The 23,531-nt window shown below is 61.9% G+C and carries 24 protein-coding genes and 1 riboswitch; of the genes, 5 read left to right on the forward strand and 19 right to left on the reverse strand.

The window, feature by feature from the left end; all coding sequences use genetic code 11:
- The first annotated feature begins 25 nt into the window (after window positions 1-25).
- A complete protein-coding gene (araG, locus tag FNZ07_RS06600; protein WP_091012722.1) occupies window positions 26-1,540 on the forward strand; it encodes an L-arabinose ABC transporter ATP-binding protein AraG in 1,515 nt (504 codons plus the stop codon).
- Between the two features lie 103 nt (window positions 1,541-1,643).
- Entirely contained in the window at window positions 1,644-2,594 is a 951-nt protein-coding gene (gene araH / locus FNZ07_RS06605; RefSeq protein WP_245811494.1) for an L-arabinose ABC transporter permease AraH, read from the forward strand.
- A gap of 59 nt (window positions 2,595-2,653) precedes the next feature.
- Here araH and uca read toward each other — a convergent pair whose 3' ends face one another.
- The 6 genes from uca to FNZ07_RS06635 form a co-directional block, all read right to left on the reverse strand.
- On the reverse strand, window positions 2,654-6,307 hold the full coding sequence (gene uca / locus FNZ07_RS06610) for an urea carboxylase (RefSeq protein ID WP_091012726.1): 3,654 nt from the start codon (window positions 6,305-6,307) through the stop codon (window positions 2,654-2,656).
- Window positions 6,308-6,505: 198 nt separating this feature from the next.
- The gene (locus tag FNZ07_RS06615; RefSeq protein WP_091012728.1) at window positions 6,506-7,153 is read right to left on the reverse strand and encodes an urea amidolyase associated protein UAAP2; all 648 of its coding nucleotides are present in this window, start codon (window positions 7,151-7,153) and stop codon (window positions 6,506-6,508) included.
- 12 nt (window positions 7,154-7,165) lie between these two features.
- The gene (locus tag FNZ07_RS06620) at window positions 7,166-7,879 is read right to left on the reverse strand and encodes an urea amidolyase associated protein UAAP1 (RefSeq protein ID WP_091012729.1); all 714 of its coding nucleotides are present in this window, start codon (window positions 7,877-7,879) and stop codon (window positions 7,166-7,168) included.
- Window positions 7,880-7,910: 31 nt separating this feature from the next.
- On the reverse strand, window positions 7,911-8,678 hold the full coding sequence (locus FNZ07_RS06625; protein ID WP_091012731.1) for an ABC transporter ATP-binding protein: 768 nt from the start codon (window positions 8,676-8,678) through the stop codon (window positions 7,911-7,913).
- Entirely contained in the window at window positions 8,678-9,490 is an 813-nt protein-coding gene (locus FNZ07_RS06630; protein ID WP_091012732.1) for an ABC transporter permease, read from the reverse strand. Before FNZ07_RS06630 ends, FNZ07_RS06625 begins: the two co-directional genes overlap by 1 nt.
- A 47-nt stretch (window positions 9,491-9,537) precedes the next feature.
- Complete coding sequence (locus tag FNZ07_RS06635) at window positions 9,538-10,611, reverse strand: putative urea ABC transporter substrate-binding protein (RefSeq protein WP_170275675.1); 1,074 nt, start codon at window positions 10,609-10,611, stop codon at window positions 9,538-9,540.
- Window positions 10,612-10,668: 57 nt separating this feature from the next.
- Window positions 10,669-10,788: riboswitch (guanidine-I (ykkC/yxkD leader) on the reverse strand.
- Window positions 10,789-11,114: 326 nt separating this feature from the next.
- On the opposite strand from FNZ07_RS06635, the gene FNZ07_RS06640 reads away from it, so the two are divergent.
- Window positions 11,115-11,627: a DUF1097 domain-containing protein gene (locus FNZ07_RS06640; protein WP_091012738.1), complete on the forward strand. Its 513-nt coding sequence runs from the start codon at window positions 11,115-11,117 to the stop codon at window positions 11,625-11,627.
- A 45-nt stretch (window positions 11,628-11,672) separates the two neighbouring features.
- On the opposite strand, the gene FNZ07_RS06645 is transcribed toward FNZ07_RS06640, so the two are convergent.
- Window positions 11,673-12,323 carry a helix-turn-helix domain-containing protein gene (locus FNZ07_RS06645; RefSeq protein WP_091012740.1) on the reverse strand — a complete coding sequence of 217 codons (651 nt, stop codon included), beginning with the start codon at window positions 12,321-12,323 and terminating at the stop codon, window positions 11,673-11,675.
- A gap of 259 nt (window positions 12,324-12,582) precedes the next feature.
- Between FNZ07_RS06645 and FNZ07_RS06650 the strand changes: the two genes are divergently transcribed.
- Window positions 12,583-13,794 (forward strand): alpha/beta hydrolase family protein, encoded by a 1,212-nt coding sequence (locus tag FNZ07_RS06650; protein ID WP_091012742.1) that lies wholly within the window; start codon window positions 12,583-12,585, stop codon window positions 13,792-13,794.
- Between the two features lie 39 nt (window positions 13,795-13,833).
- Here the strand turns inward: FNZ07_RS06650 and FNZ07_RS06655 are convergent, their stop codons facing one another.
- The 5 genes from FNZ07_RS06655 to FNZ07_RS06675 all read right to left on the reverse strand — a co-directional run bounded on the left by FNZ07_RS06655 (window position 13,834) and on the right by FNZ07_RS06675 (window position 18,750).
- Window positions 13,834-14,583 carry a GH12 family glycosyl hydrolase domain-containing protein gene (locus FNZ07_RS06655; RefSeq protein WP_245811495.1) on the reverse strand — a complete coding sequence of 250 codons (750 nt, stop codon included), beginning with the start codon at window positions 14,581-14,583 and terminating at the stop codon, window positions 13,834-13,836.
- A 108-nt stretch (window positions 14,584-14,691) separates the two neighbouring features.
- Window positions 14,692-15,606 carry a hypothetical protein gene (locus FNZ07_RS06660; protein ID WP_091012747.1) on the reverse strand — a complete coding sequence of 305 codons (915 nt, stop codon included), beginning with the start codon at window positions 15,604-15,606 and terminating at the stop codon, window positions 14,692-14,694.
- A 109-nt stretch (window positions 15,607-15,715) separates the two neighbouring features.
- Window positions 15,716-16,948 carry an NAD(P)/FAD-dependent oxidoreductase gene (locus FNZ07_RS06665; protein WP_091012750.1) on the reverse strand — a complete coding sequence of 411 codons (1,233 nt, stop codon included), beginning with the start codon at window positions 16,946-16,948 and terminating at the stop codon, window positions 15,716-15,718.
- A 38-nt stretch (window positions 16,949-16,986) separates the two neighbouring features.
- Complete coding sequence (locus FNZ07_RS06670) at window positions 16,987-18,153, reverse strand: lactonase family protein (RefSeq protein ID WP_143098086.1); 1,167 nt, start codon at window positions 18,151-18,153, stop codon at window positions 16,987-16,989.
- Window positions 18,154-18,264: 111 nt separating this feature from the next.
- Window positions 18,265-18,750 (reverse strand): cupin domain-containing protein, encoded by a 486-nt coding sequence (locus FNZ07_RS06675; protein WP_245811496.1) that lies wholly within the window; start codon window positions 18,748-18,750, stop codon window positions 18,265-18,267.
- 112 nt (window positions 18,751-18,862) lie between these two features.
- On the opposite strand from FNZ07_RS06675, the gene FNZ07_RS06680 reads away from it, so the two are divergent.
- On the forward strand, window positions 18,863-19,456 hold the full coding sequence (locus FNZ07_RS06680; protein WP_091012756.1) for a TetR/AcrR family transcriptional regulator: 594 nt from the start codon (window positions 18,863-18,865) through the stop codon (window positions 19,454-19,456).
- A 57-nt stretch (window positions 19,457-19,513) separates the two neighbouring features.
- On the opposite strand, the gene FNZ07_RS06685 is transcribed toward FNZ07_RS06680, so the two are convergent.
- The 7 genes from FNZ07_RS06685 to FNZ07_RS06715 all read right to left on the reverse strand — a co-directional run bounded on the left by FNZ07_RS06685 (window position 19,514) and on the right by FNZ07_RS06715 (window position 23,472).
- On the reverse strand, window positions 19,514-19,735 hold the full coding sequence (locus FNZ07_RS06685; RefSeq protein WP_091012759.1) for a hypothetical protein: 222 nt from the start codon (window positions 19,733-19,735) through the stop codon (window positions 19,514-19,516).
- A gap of 83 nt (window positions 19,736-19,818) precedes the next feature.
- Window positions 19,819-20,319, reverse strand: coding sequence for a periplasmic heavy metal sensor (locus tag FNZ07_RS06690; RefSeq protein ID WP_091012761.1), 501 nt, complete (start codon window positions 20,317-20,319; stop codon window positions 19,819-19,821).
- Window positions 20,316-20,741, reverse strand: coding sequence for a hypothetical protein (locus tag FNZ07_RS06695; RefSeq protein WP_091012763.1), 426 nt, complete (start codon window positions 20,739-20,741; stop codon window positions 20,316-20,318). The genes FNZ07_RS06690 and FNZ07_RS06695 overlap by 4 nt, the downstream gene beginning before the upstream one ends.
- Entirely contained in the window at window positions 20,738-21,307 is a 570-nt protein-coding gene (locus FNZ07_RS06700) for an RNA polymerase sigma factor (RefSeq protein WP_322789489.1), read from the reverse strand. The genes FNZ07_RS06695 and FNZ07_RS06700 overlap by 4 nt, the downstream gene beginning before the upstream one ends.
- 227 nt (window positions 21,308-21,534) lie before the next feature.
- Complete coding sequence (locus tag FNZ07_RS06705) at window positions 21,535-21,837, reverse strand: YXWGXW repeat-containing protein (RefSeq protein WP_091012768.1); 303 nt, start codon at window positions 21,835-21,837, stop codon at window positions 21,535-21,537.
- Window positions 21,838-22,040: 203 nt separating this feature from the next.
- Window positions 22,041-22,685, reverse strand: a complete 645-nt coding sequence (locus tag FNZ07_RS06710; RefSeq protein ID WP_170275676.1) for an adenylyl-sulfate kinase — start codon at window positions 22,683-22,685, stop codon at window positions 22,041-22,043.
- A gap of 88 nt (window positions 22,686-22,773) precedes the next feature.
- Window positions 22,774-23,472 carry an alpha/beta hydrolase gene (locus tag FNZ07_RS06715; protein WP_091012770.1) on the reverse strand — a complete coding sequence of 233 codons (699 nt, stop codon included), beginning with the start codon at window positions 23,470-23,472 and terminating at the stop codon, window positions 22,774-22,776.
- Between the last annotated feature and the right edge of the window lie 59 nt (window positions 23,473-23,531).

Here is a 23,531-nt window from a genome sequence, read left to right on the forward strand (position 1 = left end):
GTGTCGTGCATTTCACAGGTGAGAGATGAACGCCCAGCCAGGCTTGGAGCAGACCGAGCGCCTATCGATTCGGCTCGACGGAATCACGGTGCGTTTTCCCGGCGTGCTGGCGCTCGACAAGGTATCGCTCGACGTACACGGCGGCGAAGTACACGGCTTGATGGGCGAAAACGGCGCCGGTAAATCAACCTTGCTGAAGGTGTTGTCCGGTGTGAATCATCCAGACGAAGGCACGCTGGTGTTGAACGGTGTCGAGCAACGTTTTACGTCGCCGCGCGAGGCAATCGATGCCGGTATCGCGATCATCTATCAGGAACTGCATCTGGTGCCGGAACTGACGGTTGCAGAGAACCTGCTGCTGGGCGCGTTGCCGCATCGCCTCGGGGTGCTCGACGCGAAAGCGATGCTACAGCGCGCCATCGAGGTACTCGAACAGCTCGGCGAGAAGATCGATCCGGCTCGCAAGGTGCGCGAGCTGCCGATCGGTCAGCGGCAGATGATCGAGATCGGCAAGGCGTTGATGCGCAACGCACGCGTGATCGCTTTCGATGAACCCACCAGTTCGTTGTCGTCGCGCGAAACCGTGCAACTGTTCCGGATCATTCGCGCATTGAAGGCGGAAGGGCACGCGATTATCTACGTCACGCACCGTATGGAGGAAGTCTACGAACTGTGCGATCGCGTGACGGTGTTTCGCGACGGCCGCCGCATCGATACGCTCGAAGCGCGCGGCGGCCTCGACCGCGACCGGCTGATCAGCTGCATGGTCGGTCGCTCCATCAACGACGTGTACGGCTACCGGCCGCGTCCGAGCGGCGAAGTGCAGATCGAAGTGACAGGATTGCTTGGCCCCGGCCTCGCGGAGCCCGTGTCGTTCGCTGCGCGTAAGGGGGAGATTGTCGGCTTCTTTGGGCTCGTCGGCGCGGGGCGCTCGGAGTTGATGAAGCTGATCTATGGCGCGGTCAAACCGACAGCCGGCGAGATCGTGCTGAAGGGCGAACGCCGCCGCTTTCGTTCGCCGCGTGATGCGGTGCGCGCCGGCATCGCGCTCTGTCCCGAAGACCGCAAGCAGGAGGGGATCGTCGCGATCGCTTCGGTTTCGGACAATCTGAATCTGAGCTGCCGGCGTCACTTCAGTCGTTTCAATATCCTGAACCAGCGCCGCGAAGCGCGCGTCACGTCGCAGTACGTAAACCGCCTCGCCATCAAGACGCGCGATGGCAATACACAGATCGGCACGTTGTCCGGCGGCAACCAGCAGAAGGTGATCCTGTCGCGCTGGCTCGCCGAAGAGATCGACGTGTTTCTGATGGACGAACCCACACGCGGTATCGACGTCGGTGCGCGCAGCGAGATTTATGGCCTGCTCTACGGTCTCGCCGATGAAGGCCGCACAGTACTCGTGGTATCGAGCGATATGGCGGAGGTAATCGGCGTAGCCGACCGGGTACTGGTGATGCGCGAAGGCCGCATCGTCGGTGATTTGACGCGTGCGCAGGCCACGCCCGATGCATTGATCAAGCTCGCGCTGCCGCGCTGACCGTGCGCGCGACCGTAATCGAGCAACAGGAAGCGGAAACATGCAAACACAATCGACAGGCCGGGACAGCGACGTTCCCACTACAACGAGCAGCAGCGCATCGATGACACGCACCACACGAATAGGAAATCTGCTTAACCGGTCGGGCATCGTGATGGTGTTCATCATCCTGTTTGCGGTGCTGTCGTTCACCGTGCCGGACTTCATCAGCGCGCGCAACATTCAGGGACTGCTGCTGTCGGTCACGTTGATCGGCTCGATCTCCGTCACGATGATGTTCGTGCTCGCGCTGGGCGAGGTGGATCTGTCGGTGGCGTCGATCGTCGCGTTTTCCGGTGTGGTCGCGTCGACGCTGATCACCGCGACGCATAGTGTGCTGCTCGGCGTGACCGTGGGTGTGCTGGTGGGCGGCGCGGTTGGACTCGTCAACGGTGTGCTCGTGGCGGGTTACCGGATCAATTCGCTGATCGTGACACTCGCGATGATGGAAGTCGTGCGCGGTCTCGCGTTCATCACGTCGAACGGCGACGCGGTGATGATTTCGGAAGAGCGCTTCTTCGATCTGGGCGGCGGCTCGTTTCTCGGCGTGTCGTATCCGATCTGGAGCAATGTGATTGGTTTCGTCGTGTTCGGTTTTATCCTGAACCGGACGGTGTTCGGCAAGAACGTGCTGGCGGTGGGCGGCAACAGCGAAGCCGCGCTGCTGGCGGGGCTACCGGTGCGACGAATCAAGATCACGGTGTTCGTGCTGCAGGGTCTCGTCACCGGGTTTGCGGGTGTGATGCTCGCGTCGCGGATGAGTCTCGGCGATCCGAAGACATCGGTCGGGCTCGAACTCGGTGTGATCTCCGCGTGCGTACTCGGTGGCGTGTCGTTGACGGGCGGGGTGGCGACGATTTCCGGTGTGATCGTCGGTGTGCTGATTATGGGCTCCGTGCAGGACGCGATGAGTCTGCTGAACGTGCCGACGTTCTATCAGTATCTGATTCGTGGTGGCATCCTGTTGCTGGCTGTGTTGTTCGATCAGATTCGGCGGAACCGGCGCGGGGGATAGCCGTCGGCGGTTCGCAGGGCGTGGGTGTTCGGCTGCTGTCGCAGCCGAACAAAAGCAGGTCACACCGTGTCGATCACAACCACACGCTGTCCAGCCCGCACCGGTGAACCGGGCGCAACGTGGATTTCGCCTATCGTGCCCGCGCACGGCGCAACCACGGAAATCTCCATCTTCATCGATTCGATCACGAGCAGTACATCGCCCACTGCGACCGTCGCGCCGGGTGCCACGTGCACCTGCCACAGGTTGCCGGCGATCTCGCTGTCGACGGCAATCTGGTCGTCACGCAACGGCGCATCGCCGACCTCCACAGTGATCGCTTCCGACGCTTCCGTTGTAGCGCCGCTAACATCCGCTTCATGCCAGCGCTGACGTTCAGCTTCGAACGCGGCCTGCTGACGCGTGCGGAACCGCGCAATGCCCTCGGCTTCGCGCGCGAGAAACGCCTGATAGTCGGCAAGCGATAATTCGGCCGTTTCGATTTTCAATGGATAACGACCGAGCGGAAAATCCGCGCGAATGCGCAGTAGCTCGTCGGCGGAGACTTCGTAGAAACGGATCTGATCGAAAAAGCGCAGCAGGTACGGACGTCCCGCGAAATCCGCGATCTCGCGATAGCGGTTCCACATCTGCAGCGTGCGGCCGACGAACTGGTAGCCGCCAGGCCCTTCCATACCGTACACACACAGATATGCACCGCCGATGCCCACCGAATTCTCCGCAGTCCATGTGCGCGCCGGGTTGTACTTCGTCGTGACGAGGCGATGCCGCGGATCGAGCGGCGTGGCGACCGGCGCCCCGAGATAGACATCGCCGAGCCCCATCACCAGGTAATGCGCATCGAAGACGATCTGCTTCACCGCTTCGAGCGATTCGAGATCGTTGATCCGGCGGATGAACTCGAGATTGCTCGGACACCACGGCGCATCGGGGCGCACGGTGGTCATGTATTTGTCGATCGCGAGACGGCAGGCCGGGTCGTCCCACGACAGCGGCAGATGCACGATTCGCGACGGCACACGCAGATCGCGTTGCTGCAGCACTGCTTGCCAATGTGCTTCTATTTGCACGAGCAACGTCGCGAGTGGAAGCTGTTCCGGCTGGTAGTGAACCTGCAATGAACGGATGCCGGGTGTGAGATCGATCACGCCCGGCAAGGCGAGCGCTTCGAGTGCCTGCATCAGCGCGTGGCCGCGAAAACGTAGTGCGATGTCGAGTTCCGCGGGCCCGATTTCAAGCAACAGATGCGTGTCGCCCGACAGCCGCGCGACGAGGCGTTCGTCTGCGTGGCCGATGTCGAGCACGATCGGCGATGCGAGAGATGAGACCGACTGCGCCCGGTTGCCGGAAGCTATCGCTAGCAGCGGAGGCTCAGATACGTACGTGTATGCCTGTGCGTCGAGCTGTGCCACTTCGCGCGCGCGGGCTAGTGCTGCCTCGCGTGCCGCGGCGATATCGACAGGCACGAAGCGCACCTTGTCGCCGGCCTTCAACTGGCCGATCTGCCACAGGTCGGCTTCGATGATCGTCACCGGGCACACGAAGCCGCCCAGGCTCGGGCCGTCCGGACCGAGGATCACGGGCATGTCGCCGGTGAAATCGATCGCGCCGACCGCATACGGATTGTCGTGAATGTTCGACGGATGCAGTCCGGCTTCGCCACCGTCCGCGCGGGTCCATTCGGGTTTCGGGCCGATCAATCGCACGCCGGTGCGGCTCGAATTGAAATGGATTTCCCATTCGGTGGCGAGGAACTGCTCGATGTATCGCGCGCTGAAGTATTCGGGGGCGCCGTGTGGTCCGTAGATCACGCGTACAGTGCGCACCTCTTCGAGTCGCGGTGTAAGCGCGTGAGGCAGTGCCGCACCCGTGCTGCGGTCCGCGAGCGACTGAAGATGCAGCACATCGCCCGCGCGCAGTGCCCGACCGCCGTGACCACCAAACTGACCGAGCGTGAACGTGCTGCGGCTGCCGAGATAGCGCGCGACGTCGAGACCGCCGCGCACGCACAGGTAAGCTCGCGCGCCCGCACCGCGGATCGCGCCGAGCGCCAGTGTCGAACCGGCGGCGACGAAGAGCGCGGTGTGCATCGGTTGTGCGACGTCGTCGAGTGTCACGGCGAGCGCGGCGCCGGTCACGGCGATGACTGCGTCGGTGTTAAAGCGCAGCGTCGGTCCGCTCATCGTGATTTCGAGCGCGGCCGCATCGCTGTCGTTGTCGAGCAGCCGGTTGCCGAGGCGCAGCGAACGATCGTCCATCGGACCCGACGGTGGGATGCCGACCGCCCAGTAGCCGAGCCGGCCTGGGTGGTCCTGCACCGTCGTCTGCGTACCGCCAGTAAGTACCTCGACAGTTGTGGCCCGATAGCGCAAGCCTTCGAGACAACGGGTCCACGGTGCACCGCTCGCGAATGGCGTGTCGGCGAGAATCTGCCGCAAGTAGGCGCGATTCGTCTCGACACCATAGATGCGTGTAGCGTCAAGTGCGTCATCCAGCGCAGCACGCGCATCGTCGCGAGTCGGCGACCACGCAATCAACTTCGCGAGCATCGGATCGAACCACGGCGGCACCTCGCAGCCCGCTTCGATCCACGTGTCGATACGCAACGCGCGGCCATCGGCGGAAGGGAACGAGACCTCGGTAAGCAAACCCGGGCACGGCTTGAAATCGCGGCCCGGATCTTCCGCGTAAAGCCGGGCCTGGATTGCGTGGCCCGACGGGCGCAGATGCTTTGCGAGTTCATCAAGCGGCGCAAGCGTGCCCGCCGCGAGTTCGATCATCCAGCGCACGAGGTCGACGCCCCACACCTGTTCGGTTACACCGTGCTCGACCTGCAGACGCGTGTTCACTTCGAGAAAATAGAAGCGCGCGGCGTCGCTGTCGTAGACGAACTCGACGGTACCGGCCGAGCGATAGTTGACCGCCTGCGCCAGACGGATTGCAGCGGCACATAGCGCGTCGGCAATAGCGTCAGGGAGATTCGGCGCAGGTGTTTCTTCGAGCACCTTCTGGTTGCGCCGCTGCACCGAGCAGTCGCGCACGCCAAGCGCGAGCGCGGCGCCTTTGCCGTCGCCGAAGATCTGCACTTCGAGGTGCCGGGCCTTCTCGATGTATTTCTCGATGAACACGCCTGCGTCGCTGAAGTTGTTCTGCCCGAGTCGCTTGACGACGTCGAACTGCGCGGCGAGTTCTTCCGCCGACCGGCATACGCGCATACCGATACCGCCGCCGCCCGCCGTGCTCTTCAGCATGACCGGAAAACCGATGCGTGCTGCCGCGGTCAGGGCTGCGTCGAGATCGTCGAGCAGACCCGTGCCTTCGAGCATCGGAATCTGCTCGGCGGCAGCGATCGCGCGCGCGGTGTGCTTCAGACCGAACGCGCGAAGCTGTTCGGGCGTCGGCCCGATGAACGCGATACCGGCCGCTTCGCACGCTTGCGCGAACGCCGCGTTTTCCGACAGGAAGCCGTAGCCGGGATGAATGGCCTGCACGCGTTCGGCACGTGCAATTTGCAGGATGCGTTCGACGTCGAGATAGGTGACGCTGGCCGCGCCGTCTCCGAGGCTGTGAGCCGAATCGGCGAGACTCACGTGACGGCTTGCGCGGTCGGCTTCGCTATAGACAGCGACGCCTGTAACGTCGAGTTCGCGCAGTGTGCGCAGGATGCGGCAAGCAATCGCGCCGCGGTTAGCGATGAGAACGGTATCGAACATGAGAGAGTGTTCAATGCGTGGGCGGGCCGTCCCGCCACGTGGGGTTGCGAGCCGCGGTCGTCCGCGGCACGTATCCGGAAGCTAGTGCAGCAGTTCAGCGTCGCGGCGGCACATGCGGCTCACGCGGTCCGCGCCGCACAAGCCCATAACGCTCCGCACGCACGCGCAGCATCTCGAAGAGCCAGAGGCGCAAGGTCTTCAATTCCATATCAACAGCTCCGCGGGCGTGGGGTTATAGGCGTTGCACGGGTTGTTCAATTGCGGGCAGTTCGAGATCAGCACGATCACGTCCTGCTCCGCGCGCAGCTCGACGTATTTGCCGGGCGCGGAGATGCCGTCCTCGAACGTGAGGCCGCCGGTCGCGGTGACGGGGACGTTCATGAAGAAATTGATGTTCGCGCCGAGATCGCGCTTCGACAGACGGCCGTCGTGTGCGCACGCACGCAGGTAGTTATCGCGGCAGCTGTGCATGTAGCGCTTCTCGAGTGCATAGCGCACGGTGTTGCTCTCCTGCGCACATGCGCCACCGAGTGTGTCGTGCCGCCCGCAGGTATCCGCGACGATGGTCAGCAGCGGATTGCCGAGATTCGAATACAGCACGGTGCCGGTGGTCAGATAGAGGCTCTGCTGGCGGCGCAACGTGCGCTGCGGATCGTAGCGCTCACGCGGATCGGTGGCGCTGTAGAACAGCGTATCGACAGCCTGATTGCCTTCGAGGTCATGAATGCGCAGCGTCTGACCGGCCTTCAGTTCCTTCAGCCACGGCTCGCCGGCGGCGAGGACTTCGCGATACACGGCATCCGCGGGGTTGCGCGGGCTGGCGGTAAGCAGGGTGGTGGTCGTCATGGCGCGCTCCGCTTAAAGAAAGAACCGCTCGGTGTTGGCAAAGCCGCGTGCGTTCTCGTCGCACGAGGTCCGGCAGATGTCCGCGACCTGTGGGTCCGCTGCGACGAGCGTCAGCTTGACTGGCCTGGGTGCGTACTCGGGATGAGGATCGAGCGGATGCTGGATCGCGGTAAGTACGACCAGCGTGTTCATAGGCGCATACAGATCGACATGGTCGCCCGCGTGCGAATTGCCGGGCACGAAGTTAAGCGTACCGGTTTCACTTGCATCGACGCGGCTGAACAGGTTTAGCGTCATCAACAGATCGGCGAGGCCGAGTCCCCATTTGCCGAGTTCGACGAGCAGGTTATCGGTGCCGTTGCGAAAGAACGCGTTGCGCAACTCCTGATAGCGACCCGTGCCATAGCGCTCGTGTACTTCGCGCGCATCCGAGACACCGCCCAGACTGTCGTGCCAGCCGCAGGTATCGGCGACGATCGCCGCGAGTACACGGCCCATGTCTGAGTACAGGCAATGGCCTTGCGTGAGTTTGGCCGTGTGCTGACATTTGAGCGTGTCGGGGAGGTTCAGGCGTTCGCTTTTTTCCACTGCGTTGAAGAGCAGCAGGCTGACGTTTGCGCCGCCACGCAGATCGGTGATACGCAGTAGTTGTCCGCGTTTGACGATCAGCGAAGTGTGACCGCCGCCAGGCAAGGTCTCTTCGAGCAATATGGGAGAGGTGTTCATGTCATTCATGTCGGGTTCTTGAGTGAATCTGTCAGAGCGCAAGGGCGTGCGGCATCGCTGCGGCAGAGCCGTGCTGCGCGTCGCGGTTGCGCTCTAACGGAATGTTGTAGGTGATGCGCGCGCCATAGGCGCCGGGCGCCTGCGGATCGACGCGCACCTTGTCGAAGACGAGCATCCGGCTGCCGAGCGTGAAGCCTTCCTTCAGGTCGTGTGTGACCATGAAGATTGTCAGACCGGTTTCGTGCCACAGCTTCAGCAACAGTTCGTGCATGTCGCGGCGGATGCCTGGATCGAGCGCGCCGAACGGTTCGTCGAGTAACAGCACACGTGGTTTCATCACGAGTGCCTGGGCGAGTGCGAGGCGCTGCTGCATACCGCCCGACAACTGATGCGGATATTTGTCGAGTGCATCAACGAGACCGACGCGCGTGAGCATTGCGACAGCCTCGTCGCGCGCGATCAATCGGCGTGAGCCGAACAGTCTCCCGGTGAAACGCGCGTGCGGCAGTTCGAGACCGAGCAGCACGTTGCGCAGCACGCTCAGGTGTGGAAACACCGAGTAGCGCTGAAACACGACGCCGCGATGCGCGTCGGGCTCCGCCGGCAACGGTGCGCCATCTAGCAGGATGGTGCCGCGCGTAGGCCGTTCCTGACCGAGCAGCAGTCGCAGGAAGGTCGATTTGCCGCAGCCCGACGCACCGACCATCGAGCAGAACTCGCCGTCCTCGATACGCAGGTTCACACGTTCAAGCACGACCTGGTCGCCGTACTCTTTCCAGACGTTGCGGATTTCGATCATCAGCGGGCCTCGCCGTACCAGGGGAACGCCCATTGCGTGACGCGGCGCAACGCTTCGTCGATCAGCCACGCGAGCAGCGTGATCCACATGACGTACGGCAGGATCACATCCATCGCGAGGTAGCGACGCACGAGGAAGATGCGGTAGCCGAGGCCATCGGTCGACGCAATCGCTTCGGCGGCGATCAGAAAGAGCCACGCTGAGCACAACGCAAGCCGCACCGCGACCAGGAGCCGCGGCAGCAATTGCGGCACGATCACGCGCAGGATCAGCGTCCAGCTAGTTGCGCCGAGTGTCTGCGCTTTCACCCATAACTCTTCAGGGATTTCGCGCGTGCGCTGCTGGAGATCGCGAATCATCATCGGTGTGATGCCGATCACGATCAGCACGACCTTCGACAGCTCGTCGAGACCGAACACGATGAACAGGATCGGTAGTACAGCGAGCGGCGGAATCATCGAGATCACAGTGATGAACGGCGTGAGCGTCGCGCCAGCGAGCGGCAGCGTGCCGGTAAAGATGCCGAACACGAGTGCGAGTGCCGCGCTCGCGACGAGACCGATCGCGAGTCGCCGCATGCTCGACGCGGTGTCCTGCCAGAGCAGGTACTCACCGGTACGCTTGTCCTCGGTGAACGCGAACTCGTGTATCGCCGTGCCCATCTGCGTGGCGCCCGGCAACAGCTTGTCGTCGGGGTTGGCCTGCAGCCGCAATGCCGAACCGGTGAAGTACACCGCGATCAGCAGCACGAACGGCAACAACAGCAGCATCAGCGCGCCGCTGCGGCTGGGGTGTCGGTTGATGAGTCGCATGGGACTTTCCTTGGAACGGATTGCAGTTGGGTCAGGTCGGGCGGCTGCTAGAGCTTGCCTTCCGCGGCCATGCGCACATAGGCCGGATCGAAGCGCAGCTTCACATTGCCCTTACTGCCGATCACGACGCCCTTGTCGAACGCCATGCCGACCGCGCCGGCATCCGCCGCGCCCTGGCCGAGCAGGCCATGATCGAAAGAGAACTGCGCGACGCGCGTCATGATCTTCGGCAGGTTCGGGCTGGTCGCGAAATCGAGTGCCTGTTGCGGCGTGTAGAAGAGCGCGGTGGTCGAGAGTTGCGCCTTGTAGCCCGCGAGATCGGTGCCCGACGCTTTCGCCATCGAGGTCAACGCTGCGCGGCTGTCGGCGCTGTCGCTGTGCATCAGTTGCATCATCTCGAACCAGGCACCCGTGAGCGCTTTGCCAAGCGCGGGGTTGTCCTGCAGCGTCTTCGTGTTGACGGCCATCATGTCCATGATCTCGCCGGGAATGCGGCTCGAATCGAACACTTCAGTGACGTTGGGTTGCGCCTTCAATTGCGCGAGCATCGGGTTCCACGTCACCGCGTTGTGAACGGATGGCGTAGCGAACGCCGCGGAGATATCGGCGTCGGACGTGTTGACCACCTTGATGTCGCGCTCGCTCATGCCGACGGTTTCAAGGCCGCGTGCGAGCAGGTAGTGCGAGACCGACAGCTCGACGAGATTGATCGACTGGCCTTTCAGGTCAGTGAGTTTCTTGCCGTTGCCCTTGATGAGCACGCCGTCGTTGCCGTTCGAATAGTCGCTGACGATCAGCGCCGTCGTGTCGACGCCACCGGTTGCCGGAATGGTCAGCGCGTCCATGTTGGTCATCGCGCAGCCGTCGAACTTGCCGGCGGTGTACTGGTTGATCGATTCGATGTAGTCGTTCAGCTGAACGACATCGACGGTGATGCCGTACTTCTTCGCCCACTTCGACACGATGCCCTGGGTCTTGGCATAACCCCACGGCATCCAGCCGGCGTAGATGGTCCAGCAGACCTTGAAGTCCTTGCGTCCAGCGGCGAACGACGGAGTGGCGGCGGAAAGAGAGAGAACGCAGAGTAAGGCGGCGACAGCAAACAGGCGGAGCTTGCGCATGAGGTTGACCTCGCAGGGGCGGTTATCGACGGCAGGAGCGGCGCGACGCATCGCGTTCTCTCCCGGGCTTTTATCCCGCCGTGTAACCTCGCCTGAGGTCGACAACTCTCGGACCAGCATTCGCAGGCGGTCATGTCGATGACCTCGATGCGAACCGGAACCCTAGTCGTCCATTGCCAGATTGTGACTACTAAACCGGATGCTGCTACCGGCTCCTGCGCTGCGTTCAAGCGATAAGCGTGCCATGCGCGATATGGCGTAGCGATCGGTCATCGTATGGAGTGCGTTGCACGCGGATGAAGCTTGTATCGCGTTCAATCGGTGCGCGACTGCACGCCTCGGGTGCGTGTCGGAGCTTCGAAATAGCAGCTGTTTGTTAATGTAAATGGAATAGTAAAAGCAATATTTGGCCGATGATTGTAGAAAATGAATCGTACAAAATGCTTTCACCGTCGTTTAGCCGATTGCGGACGTCGGCCTTCCATCATTCACCGGAGCCTCTTATGAACCACCCTCGTACTTCCCGTCAGGGCTACGTCCTGATTACCGTAGTCGCTGCTGTCTCGGCTGCTATCGCCTCCGCTACGGCCCTCGCGCTGTCGCTACCCGTCTGGGCCATGTTCATGGGCTGGATCGCATTTTTCTCGCGCGGGTTGACCACCCGGTCCACGGTCGAAAACCTGGGCTGTGTCTGGCTGGGCATATCGATCGGTACCCTGGCTGCCACGGGCATCGGCATGCTGGCGCCGGCGCTGGGTGTCGGTGTGGCGTTGCCGATCGTCGTGTTCGCGGTGGCGATCGTTGTCGTCGGGATTCGCGGCATGCCGGTGATGAACAACCTGCTCGCCTACTTCCTCGGTCTCGTCACCTGGTTTGCGTCGGAGCTCGCGCCGTCGATCGAGAACGTGGTGCAACTGGCGGCCGCCGGCGCAATCGGATCGGCTGCGGGCTGGGTGTCGCATTTCGCGCCGCGCTGGATACTTCGTGCGACCGGCAGCGTCCGGCAAACGACATGATCGGGATTCCGGATGGGTGCGTGCCCTCGCGATCGACACAGGAAATCAGAAACGAACCGTGGAATCCCGATTCGTCAGCACGATGAGAATCTCCGTGTCGTCGGGCTGCGACGTCGTGTACGCATGCGGTGTAGCGCTGCTGAACAGCGCGCTTTCGCCGGCCACCAGCGTGGCCGGTTCTTTGCCGTCGAAGCTCAACGTCAGCGTGCCCGAGAGCACGTAGCAGAATTCCAAGCCGGTATGTCCGGCAAGTCCACCGGCTTCCTCGACGCTCGTCGCGTGGACGCGCATTCGCAGCGGCGTGAGCCCTCCGGTATTCCCCCGATGCAGCAGTGCGTAGCTGTAGGGAATATCGGCGAGACGCGTGAACGCAATCTCGTCGAGGCGCGACACACTAACCGCCGACGGCGCTTTCGACGGTGCAGCGAGCATGTCCTGCCAGTCGAAGCCAAGCCCTTCGACGATCTTGTAGAGCATTCCAAACGTCGGCGACATCTTGCTCGTTTCGATGCGCGACAGCGTGGCTTCCGGCACGCCCGTCAGGCGAGAGGCATCGGAGAGCGAGAGATCTCTGGATTTGCGCAAATGCCGCAGGCGTTGGCCGATGGCTTCCGGCGGAATGCGCGACGACGGTTTTTTCACCACCTGGGCGGGAAGGGCCGCAAGAATCGATGTGGCACGTGACTTTCTGTTCATCGGGGGCTTCCTTGCATGGTGGCTCGATCAGGCTGCCAAGGCACTTTTAATTTACGTATATGTAACAATAATTCCGTTTTAAAACAAGTGTATATAAGAGAAATTGTGAATTACATGCAAAGGTGCGAGAAGTTGGCTAGACTGGCCGGCAGGAGCAGATTGACTGCTCGAGCTCGGGCGCCGTTCATGACCACAACCTTCGCACTGGTTGGGTCTTCGCACGTCCGTATTTTTACATATATGTAAATGGAAGGGTCTCATGTCGACACCATCGCAAGCTTCATCCGGTCGTTATCAGAAGGAAGGTTGGGTCCAGTGGCCCGGCGAGCCTGAACTGAGTTTCCAGTTCGCGCGGACGCTCGGCGGCGCGCAGGAGGGGGCGAGCCTGATCAGCGAGTGCTTCGCAGCGGCGTCGCGCATGACGCCTGGCGACACCGAGAGCTGGTATCGCGAGTGGCAGGTGTTCGCGCAGAAAAGCGAGTGGCGCGCCGAAGAGGCGTTCGCGCGTGGACGCTTTCGGACGGCTTCGAGCAACTGGCTACGCGCGTCGAACTACTACCGGTCGTCCGAGTTCTACCTGGCGCACGACGATCCGCGCCGCGTCGACACGTTCGACAGCGTCGAACGTTGCTCGCATCGCTATCTGGCCGGGCTGCATCCGGCCGGAGAGGTCGTGGCCATTCCGTACGAAAACGGCGCGCACCTCGACGCCTACTTTCTGCCATGCGCGGACAGCAGCGTTCGCTCGCCTGTCGTGATCGCGTTTGGCGGGCTGGACGAGTACAAGGACGAACTGCTGCACGAGATGCCAAAGCATGCGTTGACGCGCGGCATGTCGCTGTTGCTCGTGGACATGCCGGGCCAGGGTGGCACGCTGCGACGCCAGAAGATCGTCAATCGTCCGGATACGCACGTGCCGGTCGGCGCGTGCATCGACTATCTGCTGACGCGCTCCGATGTCGATCCCGCGAAAATCGCGCTGTATGGTGCGAGCGTCGGCGGTGTGTACGCGGCGCGTGCGGCGTCGTTTGAGAAGCGACTCGTCGCGACGGTGTCCGATTCCGTCATGTTCGATATGTCGTCGTTGTTCGAGGGCTGGCTCGCGACGCCGGAACGGTTGATCTGGCGACACCTGAAATGGGTGTTCGGTTGTGCGACCGCTGAAGAGGTCGTCGAAAAGGCCAAAGCGTTCCGGTTAGAAGGGGTGATCAACCGGATCGACATGCCTTATCTGGTGTTGCAGGGCACGGAAGACTGGCTCGGACTGAAAACAGCAACCGACACCTACGATTACGCCAGAGCGAATGGCGTCGATGCTGAACTGAGGCTGTTCGATCCTGCTGAAACAGGCGCCGCGCATTGTCAGATCGACAATCCGACGCTGGGTCAGGAATTTATCTGCGACTGGCTCGCTGGGCATCTTGGTATCGATCAGGGCGCCGTGCGCGCACGTATGTCGGCACTCGCTTGAGCAGATCCGTCAGGGCATCGACACACGGCGTGTCGATGCTCAATTCGCCGATGCAGAAAAATTCGACACGTTGATCGACCCATTCGCACCGTTGCTCTGAATGATCTCCGCACCGAACTGGATGTCCATCTCATACCAGCTCCTGTTCAACCACGAATTCGTATAGCTCAGGTAGTAGACAAACGGCTGCAGATTCCCGCTAAAGCTCGTCACCTGCGTATCGCGGACGAAGGTGTAGACAGGCCAGCCCACATTCCCCGACCACACATCCCACGTCCCGCTCATTCCACCCAGGCTCACTCCGGATGCAACCTTGCTGCCCGCCGGTTGATTGCCCGAATAGCTGAGCCACACCATCATCTCCGCAGAAGGAGAGCCGGGATTGGTACTCGGACTGAAGAACAGATCGTAAGCAGCATCGTACTGATTGTTGCCGCTCATACTGAACGAAACGCTCGTCGGCATCGATCCCTGCACCGAAATTTGCTGCGGGAAACCGCCGGCGTCGGGCGACCAGCTGCCGCCGTCCTGCCAGCCGCGATAGATGCCTGGATAGGCCTTGATCGAACCGGTCCCGCTGGACCAGTACCAGGTGGAACTGAAGCTACCCGAGCTCGCGCTACCGCTGCAGATCTGCTGCCATCCGCCCGAATCGCCGTTCAACCCCCATTCGTCGTTTTGCAACGTGTAGGCACCTTGAGACAGGCTGCTGTACTGCCCATCGAGACAGGTTTGCGCATGAGCTGCCGATGCGCAGAAGGCCCCAGCCACGAGAACGAACAATGACACCAGGGTTGACCGGACTCTCTTCCAGAACGATGTGAAGCGAAGATGCTGTGCTCTCATGCTTCTCTCCTGCGTGGCCGCTGAATGATCGGAGTGGCGCGACGGCATCGACTACCGGTGCACCGCTGCACGCTCGCCAAATACCGCCTGCAATGCTTGCTGAAACGCCGCGGCAATCTTGCCGAATCCGTCATGCGTCGGATGCAGTTCGTTGGCCCAGTCGGTATCGGGGTTCAGGATGCCCTGCGTTTTCACTACTACGATCTTATTCGTCGGTGTGCTCAATTCATTGAGCATGTTCGCAAATTCGATCAGTATTTCCGATACGACGCCGCGACCGTTCACGAGGAATTGCGCATCGACGGGCGGCGCCCAGCCACGATCGATGAACGAGGGTTGCAGCCACGGCCCGATGAGTCCGTCGCAGATGGACGCGTTCGTCGGCGTGGCGTAATCGTACTGATGAAAGAACAGATAAGCGCCGTCGGCATATTCATCGCGAACGGCGATCAGATCGCGATACGCGCGGCGCACGATATCGATGATGTCCTGCAGTGCGGCGTCGTTGGTGGCGAGCTTGAAGTCTTTGTTGACCGATGCTGCGTCGTGTAGCCAGAACCTGAATGCATCGCCGACCAGATCGTTGCCGCCACCCGAGAAAAGAATCGCGTCGAATGGCGCATGTGCCGGGTCTTTTAACGTAGCGATTAGCCGCTCGCGTTTCGAGGTGCCAAGCAACGCGGTTGTGGCGTCGCCGTAGTGAGCGAGCTTCAGTGGTTTGGGATCGAGGTGCAGCAGGTCCGTGAGCGACACGATCACGTCGGTGGGAAGATGTCCTTGCGATGGCAACGGATAGTCGAACCAGGAGTCGCCGTCCGCCAGCAGGTTAAGCGCTTGTATCGATGCCTTCGCCACGTTGTTACGTGCGCTTTGCATCTGACGCTTATGCTCGCTCTTGCAGGCATCGATATCGGATTGAATCTGCTTTTGCAACTGGCGATATGCGTCGAGCGTGGTGCCATTCATCTGCGACTCCTGACGACGGGCGTTGGATTCGGATCGAGGCTACCACGTATGACAAGGCGTGCCATAGCGTCGCGATCGTCAACGTGACGATCGCATCCACCATGCATATCTAGAACCGCTCGACCCTGAACGGATGCATATCCACCGTCACGGGTTCACCGGTCATCATCTCGGCGACCAACCGGCCGGTGATGGGCCCAAGCGTCAAGCCATGATGCGCATGGCCAAATGCAAACCACAAATTCTCGTGCTGTCGAGCGGGTCCGATGATCGGCATCATGTCGATGGTGCAGGGGCGTCGGCCCATCCACGGTTCATCGTCGAGGCGTGCGCCTAGCGGGAATAGCTTGCGTGCGATCGGCTCGACCGCGGTTAATTGCGCCGGAGTTTTCGGCGCATCGACTCGCGCAATTTCCGCGCCTGTCGTCAACCGGATGCCTCGTGCCATCGGAGCGAGCAGATAAGCGTTTTCGATGTCGAGCACCGGATGGTTCAAACGTGCCTGCGCTTCAGGTGCGTAGTGCATGTGATAGCCGCGTTTGACAGCGAGCGGCAGGCGATAACCGAGGCGCTCGGTCGCGCGTGCGGACCATGGTCCCAATGCAATCACCGTAGACGCCGCCTCGATCGTTCCTTCGTCCGTGTCGACCTGCCAGCCATCGCGAAGCGTATCGGCGTCGCCGATCAGAAACCGTCCGCCGAGGCGCTCGAAATATTTTGCATACGCGGTGACGAGCGCATTGGGATCGCTGACCGAATCGGAGGCGGTGAAACGCAGTCCGCCTAACAACGACGTGTCGAGGTCGGGTTCAACCTGTCGCAGGCGCGCCGGATCCAGCGCTTCGAACGTGACGCCGAATTCCCGCTGCCACTGCTCGACGGTCTTCGTTTCCGCGTCCTGTTTTGCCGCGGTGCGAAAGACCTTGATCCATCCAGTGGGACGTATTAATTCGCTGGCGCCGGCCTCGGCGGCAAGCGCGCGATGCTCGTTGACGCAATGTTCGATCAACGTCGAATAGGAGCGCGCAATCGCCGCATGTTTCACTGGATGCGAATTGCGCCAGTACTGCCACAGGAAAGGCGCAACCTTCAACATCGCGTCAGCGTGATAGCGAACGTCGAGCGATTCGTTGCGTGCGTATTGCAGCAACTTGAGAATGTTGCGAGGAAAGGCATAGGGATAAACGCCTTCGCGCTGGATCAGCCCGGCGTTGCCAAACGATGTCTCGTTGCCGGGGAGCTTGCGATCCACGAGCGCAACCGCGCGGCCGCGCTTCTGAAGATGCACGGCGATGGACACGCCCACAATGCCCGCGCCGAGCACGACGGTGTCGAATTTCATCGAGTGTCTGGTCCAGTTTTTTGTTGGAAGACGCTACTTTACTGCGAACCGACCCGTAGCGATCCTGGTGGACCTGGCAGTGCGATGTCCGCGTGCGTATCGACGAGATGACCGTCACGCTGAACCCGCAGCACGGAGATCGTGTTGCTCGCGTAGTTGCCGGTGTACGCATAGCGTCCGTCCGGCGAGAACGCTGCCCCTTCGGGGAACGCTCCAACTTCGATCGTGTCGGCGCGGCTGATGCGTCCGTTCTTGATGCGCAGTAAGACGGCTAGACCTGTCTTGTGGCGGAACCATGAATCGATCGCCGCATCGTAGCTTCCGTTCAGGATGGTCGCCAGTGCGAAGTCGCCGCGCGGACTGACGACCAGCCCTTCAACTGAATCTCCTGCCGTCACGTAATCGACCACGCGGGGCGGCGAAGCCTGCAAGTCCATCACGGTCACGGGGTCGACGTTGCCATTCGAATCGGCTTTGCCGGTGTTGCCAGCGAGGCCCGTGTATCCGTCCGGTGTAATGGTGACCGTATAGGGAAAGAGGCCGGCCGGCATCTCGTAGCCAGTCGGTTGCACATGGCCGTCGTCGATCGATAACACGGCTACTTTGTGCGCGAGGAATTTGGCAACCAGTGCGCGCTTGCCGTCCGGTGTGATCGCGACGGAAGTTACTTCGTCGTTCATCTGAACTGTGTCGGTGACCTGCACGTCCTGGCCGTGAATGGACAGAACGGATATCGACTTGCCGTCGCGGTTGGCGACCAGCGCCAATGTCCCGGTTCTATCGATTGCCAGACCGGATGGTTGCGATCCGACCTTGACCGTCGAAATGAGTTTCGGCGGCCGCGCTGTCAGGTCGACTACGAATAGCCTGTCATCTGGCACAGGCTTCCATGTGCCGCCGTCCACCGGTTGCCAGTTGAGCGAGTTGGCGATCAACGCGAGACTCTGATCGGGTGTCACTGCGAGGTTGGTCGGCGGTCCGACCACGGAATTGGTGAGTGGCAGCGCGCCGATCAGCTCAGGGTGGGCAGGGTCCTTCAGATCGTAGAACTGAACCAGGTCTTCACCGGGTTGCCTGTTCACACGCTGGCCCTGGTCGTTGAAAACCAGCTTCGTATCGATGCCGACCACCATAACTTGCGCACCGGCAACACCCGAAAATCCGACCGCAAGAATTATCGCTGCGACAAGGCTTCTTGTTTTCATGATCAAGTTCCCGAGGCAAGGGAAGCGCAGGGCGCATCCTGGACGAGTTCGATCCGATGGCCACCTTCATGGTCCGGCTCGCGTATGAAAGGCCAGTGTGCCTGGTCGTGCCTACGGAACGACGGTGTACGGTTGCCCAACCGTGATGGTGGAAAAAATCAGAAAGCGCAGCACTGCGTGGTCGTCCACGTTGCGGAACAAGGTATGCGGCACCATCGCCTGGTCCTGCAGGCTCTCGCCCGCGTGGTAGAGCCGAGGCGGATCGTTGCCATACGCCGACTCGGCCGTACCCTCGATGATGTAGTTCAGACCCGCGACGGGATGATGGTGGAGCGGCGCCGAAACACCGGGCAGGAGCGTGACCAGATCCATACGCAGTTCCTGGTCTGTATCGGGAATTGCATGGCGTTCCAGCGTGGTACGCGTAATACCCTTCATCTGAACTGGAATGGTCTGCGCGATGCTGGTGCCGCGCGTGAGAAGCAATGAGGCTGCGGCAACGCCGAGCGCCGAACGGGTGAAGTGTCGCCGCGACCAGCCGGCGAGTGCTTCGCCATCGGGAGTCGGAGTCGGGCGGGGGATACGGACGATCGGCATGTACATCTCCCTGGAGTAATGACCACCGGTACCGCGTTGCGACATTAAGTTACGAGCGTAATGCTGTCAATGTTTATTATGTGACGGACGTCATCTTATTTGAGAGAGCAGCATGGGACGCTACGCGCAGGGGCATAAGGAAGAAAGCCGGGCCCGCATTGTGGCCGCGATCGGCCGTGGGTTTCGCAGGCAGGGTTATGGTGGCAGCGGTGTCGACGGACTGGCTCGCGAGGCGGGTGTGACGCACGGTGCGTTCTATGGCCACTTTCGCTCCAAGGCGGAAGCGTTTGGCGCTGCGGTGACGGCTGGGTTGAGCGGGCTCAGGCAAGGGGTTGAGCGGTCGCGCGAAGAGCATGGCGCGGGCTGGGTTGCTGCGTTTGCCGCGCGCTACATGGGATTCAAAAGGACGTGCGAACTCGGCGACGCGTGCACCTTGCAGAGTCTGTCTGCAGAGATCGAGCGCACCGATCCGACCACTCGCGCTGCTTACGAAGTCGAACTGCGGCGTGTCATGGAGGCCGTCGCCGCGGGGCTTGTTAACGGCACCGAGGCTGAACGTCGGGCCCGTGCATGGGTCATGCTGTCCGTGCTGGTGGGCGGCGCGACTTTAGCGCGCGCGGTCCCGGGCGAGGAGACCAGTGAAGAGATTGCGGAGGCAGTCCAGCGTGCTGTTCTCGGGCTCGCGGAAGGGAAGCCTGGCGGGTGACTGGACGCCGGGTCGCAGCGAAACGCACCAGTACCCGCTCAGCAACCGCCGCCTGGCTTAACGCCACCCCCTATACCACCCATGATGCGGATGCCACCACCCCCAGCCATACCGCGCGTGATAACGCCACACATAACCCGGCGCCGGCGCCACCTCGACCGGTGCGACGTACGCTACGCCCGGTGGCGGCCCAGCAGGTTCGACCGGGGCGACCACGCATCCCGAGAGTGCACCGACGAGCAGCGCAGGACATAGAGCGAGCAGGATTCTTGATTTCATGATGAGTGAGTACCGTTTGACATAGGCGGGAGAATTCCCCGCTCCATTAAACGGTGGCAACCCGAAAATCCGTCGCAAGAACGCTATTTTTCTTCGTTGTCGGGCAGTGGCCGCTGCGCCGGCGGCAAGTGCCACGACCCGTATTTCTGCAGACCTTCGGCGAACTTGACGCGCTCCTCCGGCGTCAGCGCTGCCGCATACTCGACGACACGTTGCTCCACATGCGTTCTGAAGGCGACATCGGCTTCGCGAGTACTGGTGATCGCCGCATCGAGCGCCGCCTGATCGAGGGGCGATGCTGCCAGCAGACGGAGCACATTCTTGCGTCCGTTCACGGCTGCCTGTCCGTACTGCCGCGCTTCACGGCGCGCATCCCGCAAGGTCTCGACGAATTCCTGTTGCTGTGCGGCCGACAACTGCTCCGCGGCGAAACGCGGTGCGCCAGGCTGCTTTGCCGTTTCGTGCCAGTGCGAGTAAAGGTATTGCCCGGCCCCGCCTGCGAGCGCGCCGAGCATGAAGATATTCAGTCCCAGCGACGCGATCAGCAGCCACTTCGGGTTCCGCGCCCGTATTTCGTCGCTCATTCACTACTCCAGTCGAAAGCAGAACTACTGAAAGTCGTGTTCTGATAAGCCGCTTCTGTGCCGATATGGGACGAACCCGCCAGCACGAAAAGCGATACCGCCAATGCGCCGACGAGTCCGCCCGTCAGCCCTGCGCCAGCAAGCGCCAGACCTGGCCACCACGTGCGCCGTCCGGGCACCGAGCGTGCCTCAGGTGCCCGCGGCGCTCCGCCGACGATACGCCGCCGCAGCTCGCGATCGGGCGCGGCGACCACATAGCTTTCCAGCCAGTCGTCGAGCTCGCTGGCGCTCGCGAGCATCGCATCGGCTTCGTCGCGATGCTGTTGCGCCCATGCCATCGATGCGGCGCGTTCGTCTTCGGGCCAGCGGTGCGGGTCGCTTCCGTAGGCGTCGACAAGTACACGGAATCGTTCGGGGGTCATCGTGTGTCCTTGCTGTGGCTGCTATTCGTCAGTTGCGCGCGCAGGTTGCGGCGTGCGCGCGAGAGCAGGCTTTCGAGCGCGTCGACCGTAATGCCCATCACGCCCGCCGCTTCGATGTTGGATAGCTCCTGATAATAATTGAGTACCAGTGCTTCCCGTTGGCGCGCGGGCAGTGTCGCCAGCGCCGCGCGAATCTGTTCGTCGCGCGAGCGATGCTCGAGCCTTTCGTCGGGCGCGATGGCGGGGTCGACGAGATCGGGCAGGCCGTCTTCGTCATCGGTGGGTTTCTCGCGGTTGGCCCGCAGGCGGTCGTAACACAGATTCATCGCGACGCGATGCAGCCAGGTATCGAAGCGCGCCTCGCCGGTGCGCCAGTGCGGCGCCTGTTTCCAGATGCGGATAAAGGCTTCCTGCGTGACATCCTCGGCTTCCATGCGATCTCCCAGCATACGCGTGGCGAGCGCAAGCAGCCGCGGCAGCTTGCGCTCCATCAGCGTACGGACGGCCGCCGAATCGCGTCGGCCCACCCGTTCAATCAATTCGGCGTCGGGGTCCTGTTCACTCAACGCGCGCAGCCTTCGCGCGTCGAGTGCGCAGTCCGCCGGTCTCGCCGACACTTCATCCGGACTTGCTTCACGTGCCGTTCATCCCCGCTCAGATCGATGTTGTCCGCTTGCTGCTCGATGCGCCCGGAGCATTTCTCCGCGGCATACCTGATCAATATATGACGGCTACAGCGCGATAGCAGGCTGGTCGTGGTGGCACGACGACACGACCGGCCAGAACACGCGCGTCAAGCCCAGTGACCTTCGATCCAGCGCCAGCGCGGTCCGAACTGCGCCCAGTGACCGGGCACCCAGTGATAGCCGACTCGCACGAGTTGCCAGTGTCCGGGCACCCACGCATAGGCGCCATTGATCCAGCGCCAGTGTCCGCGATCCCAGACGTAGCCCGCGCGCGGCGTCGGAACGACTTCCACGCGCACCGGCGGGGGCGGCGCCGTGGGGGTAACGATGATCGCCTGAGCGAAGGTGGCGGACGCGGCAAGCGCGGCTAGCGGGGCGACGAGATATTTTGCGAGGTTGACTGGTCTCATGTGGGTTCCAAGTACGGGCGCCAGAAATTGGGGCGTCGAGTCTTAAACGGAGACTTAGCGGGAATCCGTCGCGCAATTGCAAAAAAGTATGGAAGCGCGAGTGGGCGACAGGTTTTCGTAAGAATTCGCATTGCGCAGCAGCCCGGAGAGAGCGCGCGAAAACGTTGCGCCGCTGGGGCCGCAGGCTTGAGCAGGGCGTGCGCTCAGTTGCTCAGGGGCAGCTTGCGCATCGGATCGCGCCCGAGATCGAGACCGGCCGCCTTGCCGGTACTGGCTGCTTCATCGGGTTCGCTGATCCAGAGCACCGGAGGCACACGGCGCATGATCGTTTCGATTGCGTCGATGGTCGACAGGTCGAACCGGCTGACGACGAGATCCGGACGGCCCGGGCGTTCGTAGCGATCGAAGCCGTCGGCAAGCTGCGCGACGCGGCCGGGATCGTCCTGCGTGTGCGGACTTCTTGCGCTGGTCGGATCGACTGGCGGCGGCGTGTCGACGAAGATCTCGAAGTACGCGTCGCCGATGATTTCCCGCGCCAGCCTGCGGTGCGACGCAAGCGGTGCGATCGCGACCACGATCGGAATGACCGCCTGTCTGCTCAGCAGATCGGCGCAATGCGCGATGCGGCGGATGTTCTCGGTCTGCGCGTCTGGATCGTATCCGAGGTCTTCGCTCAAACCCGAGCGGATCGTATCCCCGTCGAGAACCACGGCCTGCGCGCCGAAAGCGACGAGCCGGACCTGCACACCGGATGCAATGCGCGATTTGCCGGCGCCCCGTACGCCTGTGAGCCAGAGTACGGGAGCAATCGCCGAAGGGGTATGACAGTAAGGTGCGCTACGCGACATGTTTTGAGCCCCTGATGATCCGCCGGACACGATGGCGAATTGCATTTAACGCGTGGGGACGAAAAAACCGTCGCTGATGCTTTCGCGACTACGCATTGGCTGTTGCGCGCGCAGCCTCATCGATTAACGCACTGACTTCGACCGGCCGCGACGCAAGCGAAGCGTGGCTCGAATCGAGCGTAATCACCTTGCGAGCATGGAGTCGTGCCGACATCATCTGCTGGTTTTCCGGCGCGATCATGCGGTCCTTGCTCGAGATCTGATACCACGATGATTTCTGCTTCCACGCAGGTGCAGTGATGGTGTCGCCGAAGGTGCTCGCGAGCGGCGCCTTCTGCGTGACGCCCATCACGAGGCCTTCGTCCGGCGTCAGATCCTGGCAGAAGCTCTCATGGAATTTGTCTGCTTTAACCCACAGGTAGCCGTCGCTGTCGGGTTCGAGATTGGCGGCCGCGGCCGGAAGGTTCTGCTGGGTAATGCCGCCGGGGCTTTCTCCCGCGTCCGGTGCGAAGGCGGCGATATAGACGAGCCCAACTACGTTCGGCAGATCGCCGGCTTCGGTGATAACCGCGCCGCCATACGAATGACCGACCAGCAACACTGGGCCTTGCTGCTGCGCGACCATCTTGCGGGTGCGCCCGGCGTCTTCGGCGAGCGAGGTTAGCGGAAGTTCGACAGCGCGAATCGACGTATACCCCTTGCGTGTCAATTCGACGATGACCTTGCTCCAGTGCGCGGCGCCGCCCCAGAAACCGTGAACCAGAACGATGGTGGGTGTGTTACTCATGGCATGCTCCTTTGAGGTTGGGAACTGCCTGTCAGATCATACCTACGATCCGTGTCGCT

The organism is Paraburkholderia megapolitana, from assembly GCF_007556815.1.
In the GTDB taxonomy this organism is placed as follows: Bacteria; Pseudomonadota; Gammaproteobacteria; order Burkholderiales; family Burkholderiaceae; genus Paraburkholderia; species Paraburkholderia megapolitana.

Coding starts and splice junctions, on each gene's coding strand:
- FNZ07_RS06635 (WP_170275675.1), bottom strand. CDS start 10,611: ATGCGCAAGCTCCGCCTGTTTGCTGTCGCCGCCTTACTCTGCGTTCTC.
- FNZ07_RS06620 (WP_091012729.1), bottom strand. CDS start 7,879: ATGAACACCTCTCCCATATTGCTCGAAGAGACCTTGCCTGGCGGCGGT.
- FNZ07_RS06625 (WP_091012731.1), bottom strand. CDS start 8,678: ATGATCGAAATCCGCAACGTCTGGAAAGAGTACGGCGACCAGGTCGTG.
- FNZ07_RS06695 (WP_091012763.1), bottom strand. CDS start 20,741: ATGACCCCCGAACGATTCCGTGTACTTGTCGACGCCTACGGAAGCGAC.
- uca (WP_091012726.1), bottom strand. CDS start 6,307: ATGTTCGATACCGTTCTCATCGCTAACCGCGGCGCGATTGCTTGCCGC.
- FNZ07_RS06705 (WP_091012768.1), bottom strand. CDS start 21,837: ATGAGACCAGTCAACCTCGCAAAATATCTCGTCGCCCCGCTAGCCGCG.
- araG (WP_091012722.1), top strand. CDS start 26: ATGAACGCCCAGCCAGGCTTGGAGCAGACCGAGCGCCTATCGATTCGG.
- FNZ07_RS06690 (WP_091012761.1), bottom strand. CDS start 20,319: ATGAGCGACGAAATACGGGCGCGGAACCCGAAGTGGCTGCTGATCGCG.
- FNZ07_RS06715 (WP_091012770.1), bottom strand. CDS start 23,472: ATGAGTAACACACCCACCATCGTTCTGGTTCACGGTTTCTGGGGCGGC.
- FNZ07_RS06670 (WP_143098086.1), bottom strand. CDS start 18,153: ATGAAAACAAGAAGCCTTGTCGCAGCGATAATTCTTGCGGTCGGATTT.
- FNZ07_RS06665 (WP_091012750.1), bottom strand. CDS start 16,948: ATGAAATTCGACACCGTCGTGCTCGGCGCGGGCATTGTGGGCGTGTCC.
- FNZ07_RS06630 (WP_091012732.1), bottom strand. CDS start 9,490: ATGCGACTCATCAACCGACACCCCAGCCGCAGCGGCGCGCTGATGCTG.
- FNZ07_RS06675 (WP_245811496.1), bottom strand. CDS start 18,750: ATGCCGATCGTCCGTATCCCCCGCCCGACTCCGACTCCCGATGGCGAA.
- FNZ07_RS06645 (WP_091012740.1), bottom strand. CDS start 12,323: ATGAACAGAAAGTCACGTGCCACATCGATTCTTGCGGCCCTTCCCGCC.
- FNZ07_RS06615 (WP_091012728.1), bottom strand. CDS start 7,153: ATGACGACCACCACCCTGCTTACCGCCAGCCCGCGCAACCCCGCGGAT.
- FNZ07_RS06680 (WP_091012756.1), top strand. CDS start 18,863: ATGGGACGCTACGCGCAGGGGCATAAGGAAGAAAGCCGGGCCCGCATT.
- FNZ07_RS06640 (WP_091012738.1), top strand. CDS start 11,115: ATGAACCACCCTCGTACTTCCCGTCAGGGCTACGTCCTGATTACCGTA.
- FNZ07_RS06660 (WP_091012747.1), bottom strand. CDS start 15,606: ATGAATGGCACCACGCTCGACGCATATCGCCAGTTGCAAAAGCAGATT.
- araH (WP_245811494.1), top strand. CDS start 1,644: ATGACACGCACCACACGAATAGGAAATCTGCTTAACCGGTCGGGCATC.
- FNZ07_RS06685 (WP_091012759.1), bottom strand. CDS start 19,735: ATGAAATCAAGAATCCTGCTCGCTCTATGTCCTGCGCTGCTCGTCGGT.
- FNZ07_RS06650 (WP_091012742.1), top strand. CDS start 12,583: ATGTCGACACCATCGCAAGCTTCATCCGGTCGTTATCAGAAGGAAGGT.
- FNZ07_RS06710 (WP_170275676.1), bottom strand. CDS start 22,685: ATGTCGCGTAGCGCACCTTACTGTCATACCCCTTCGGCGATTGCTCCC.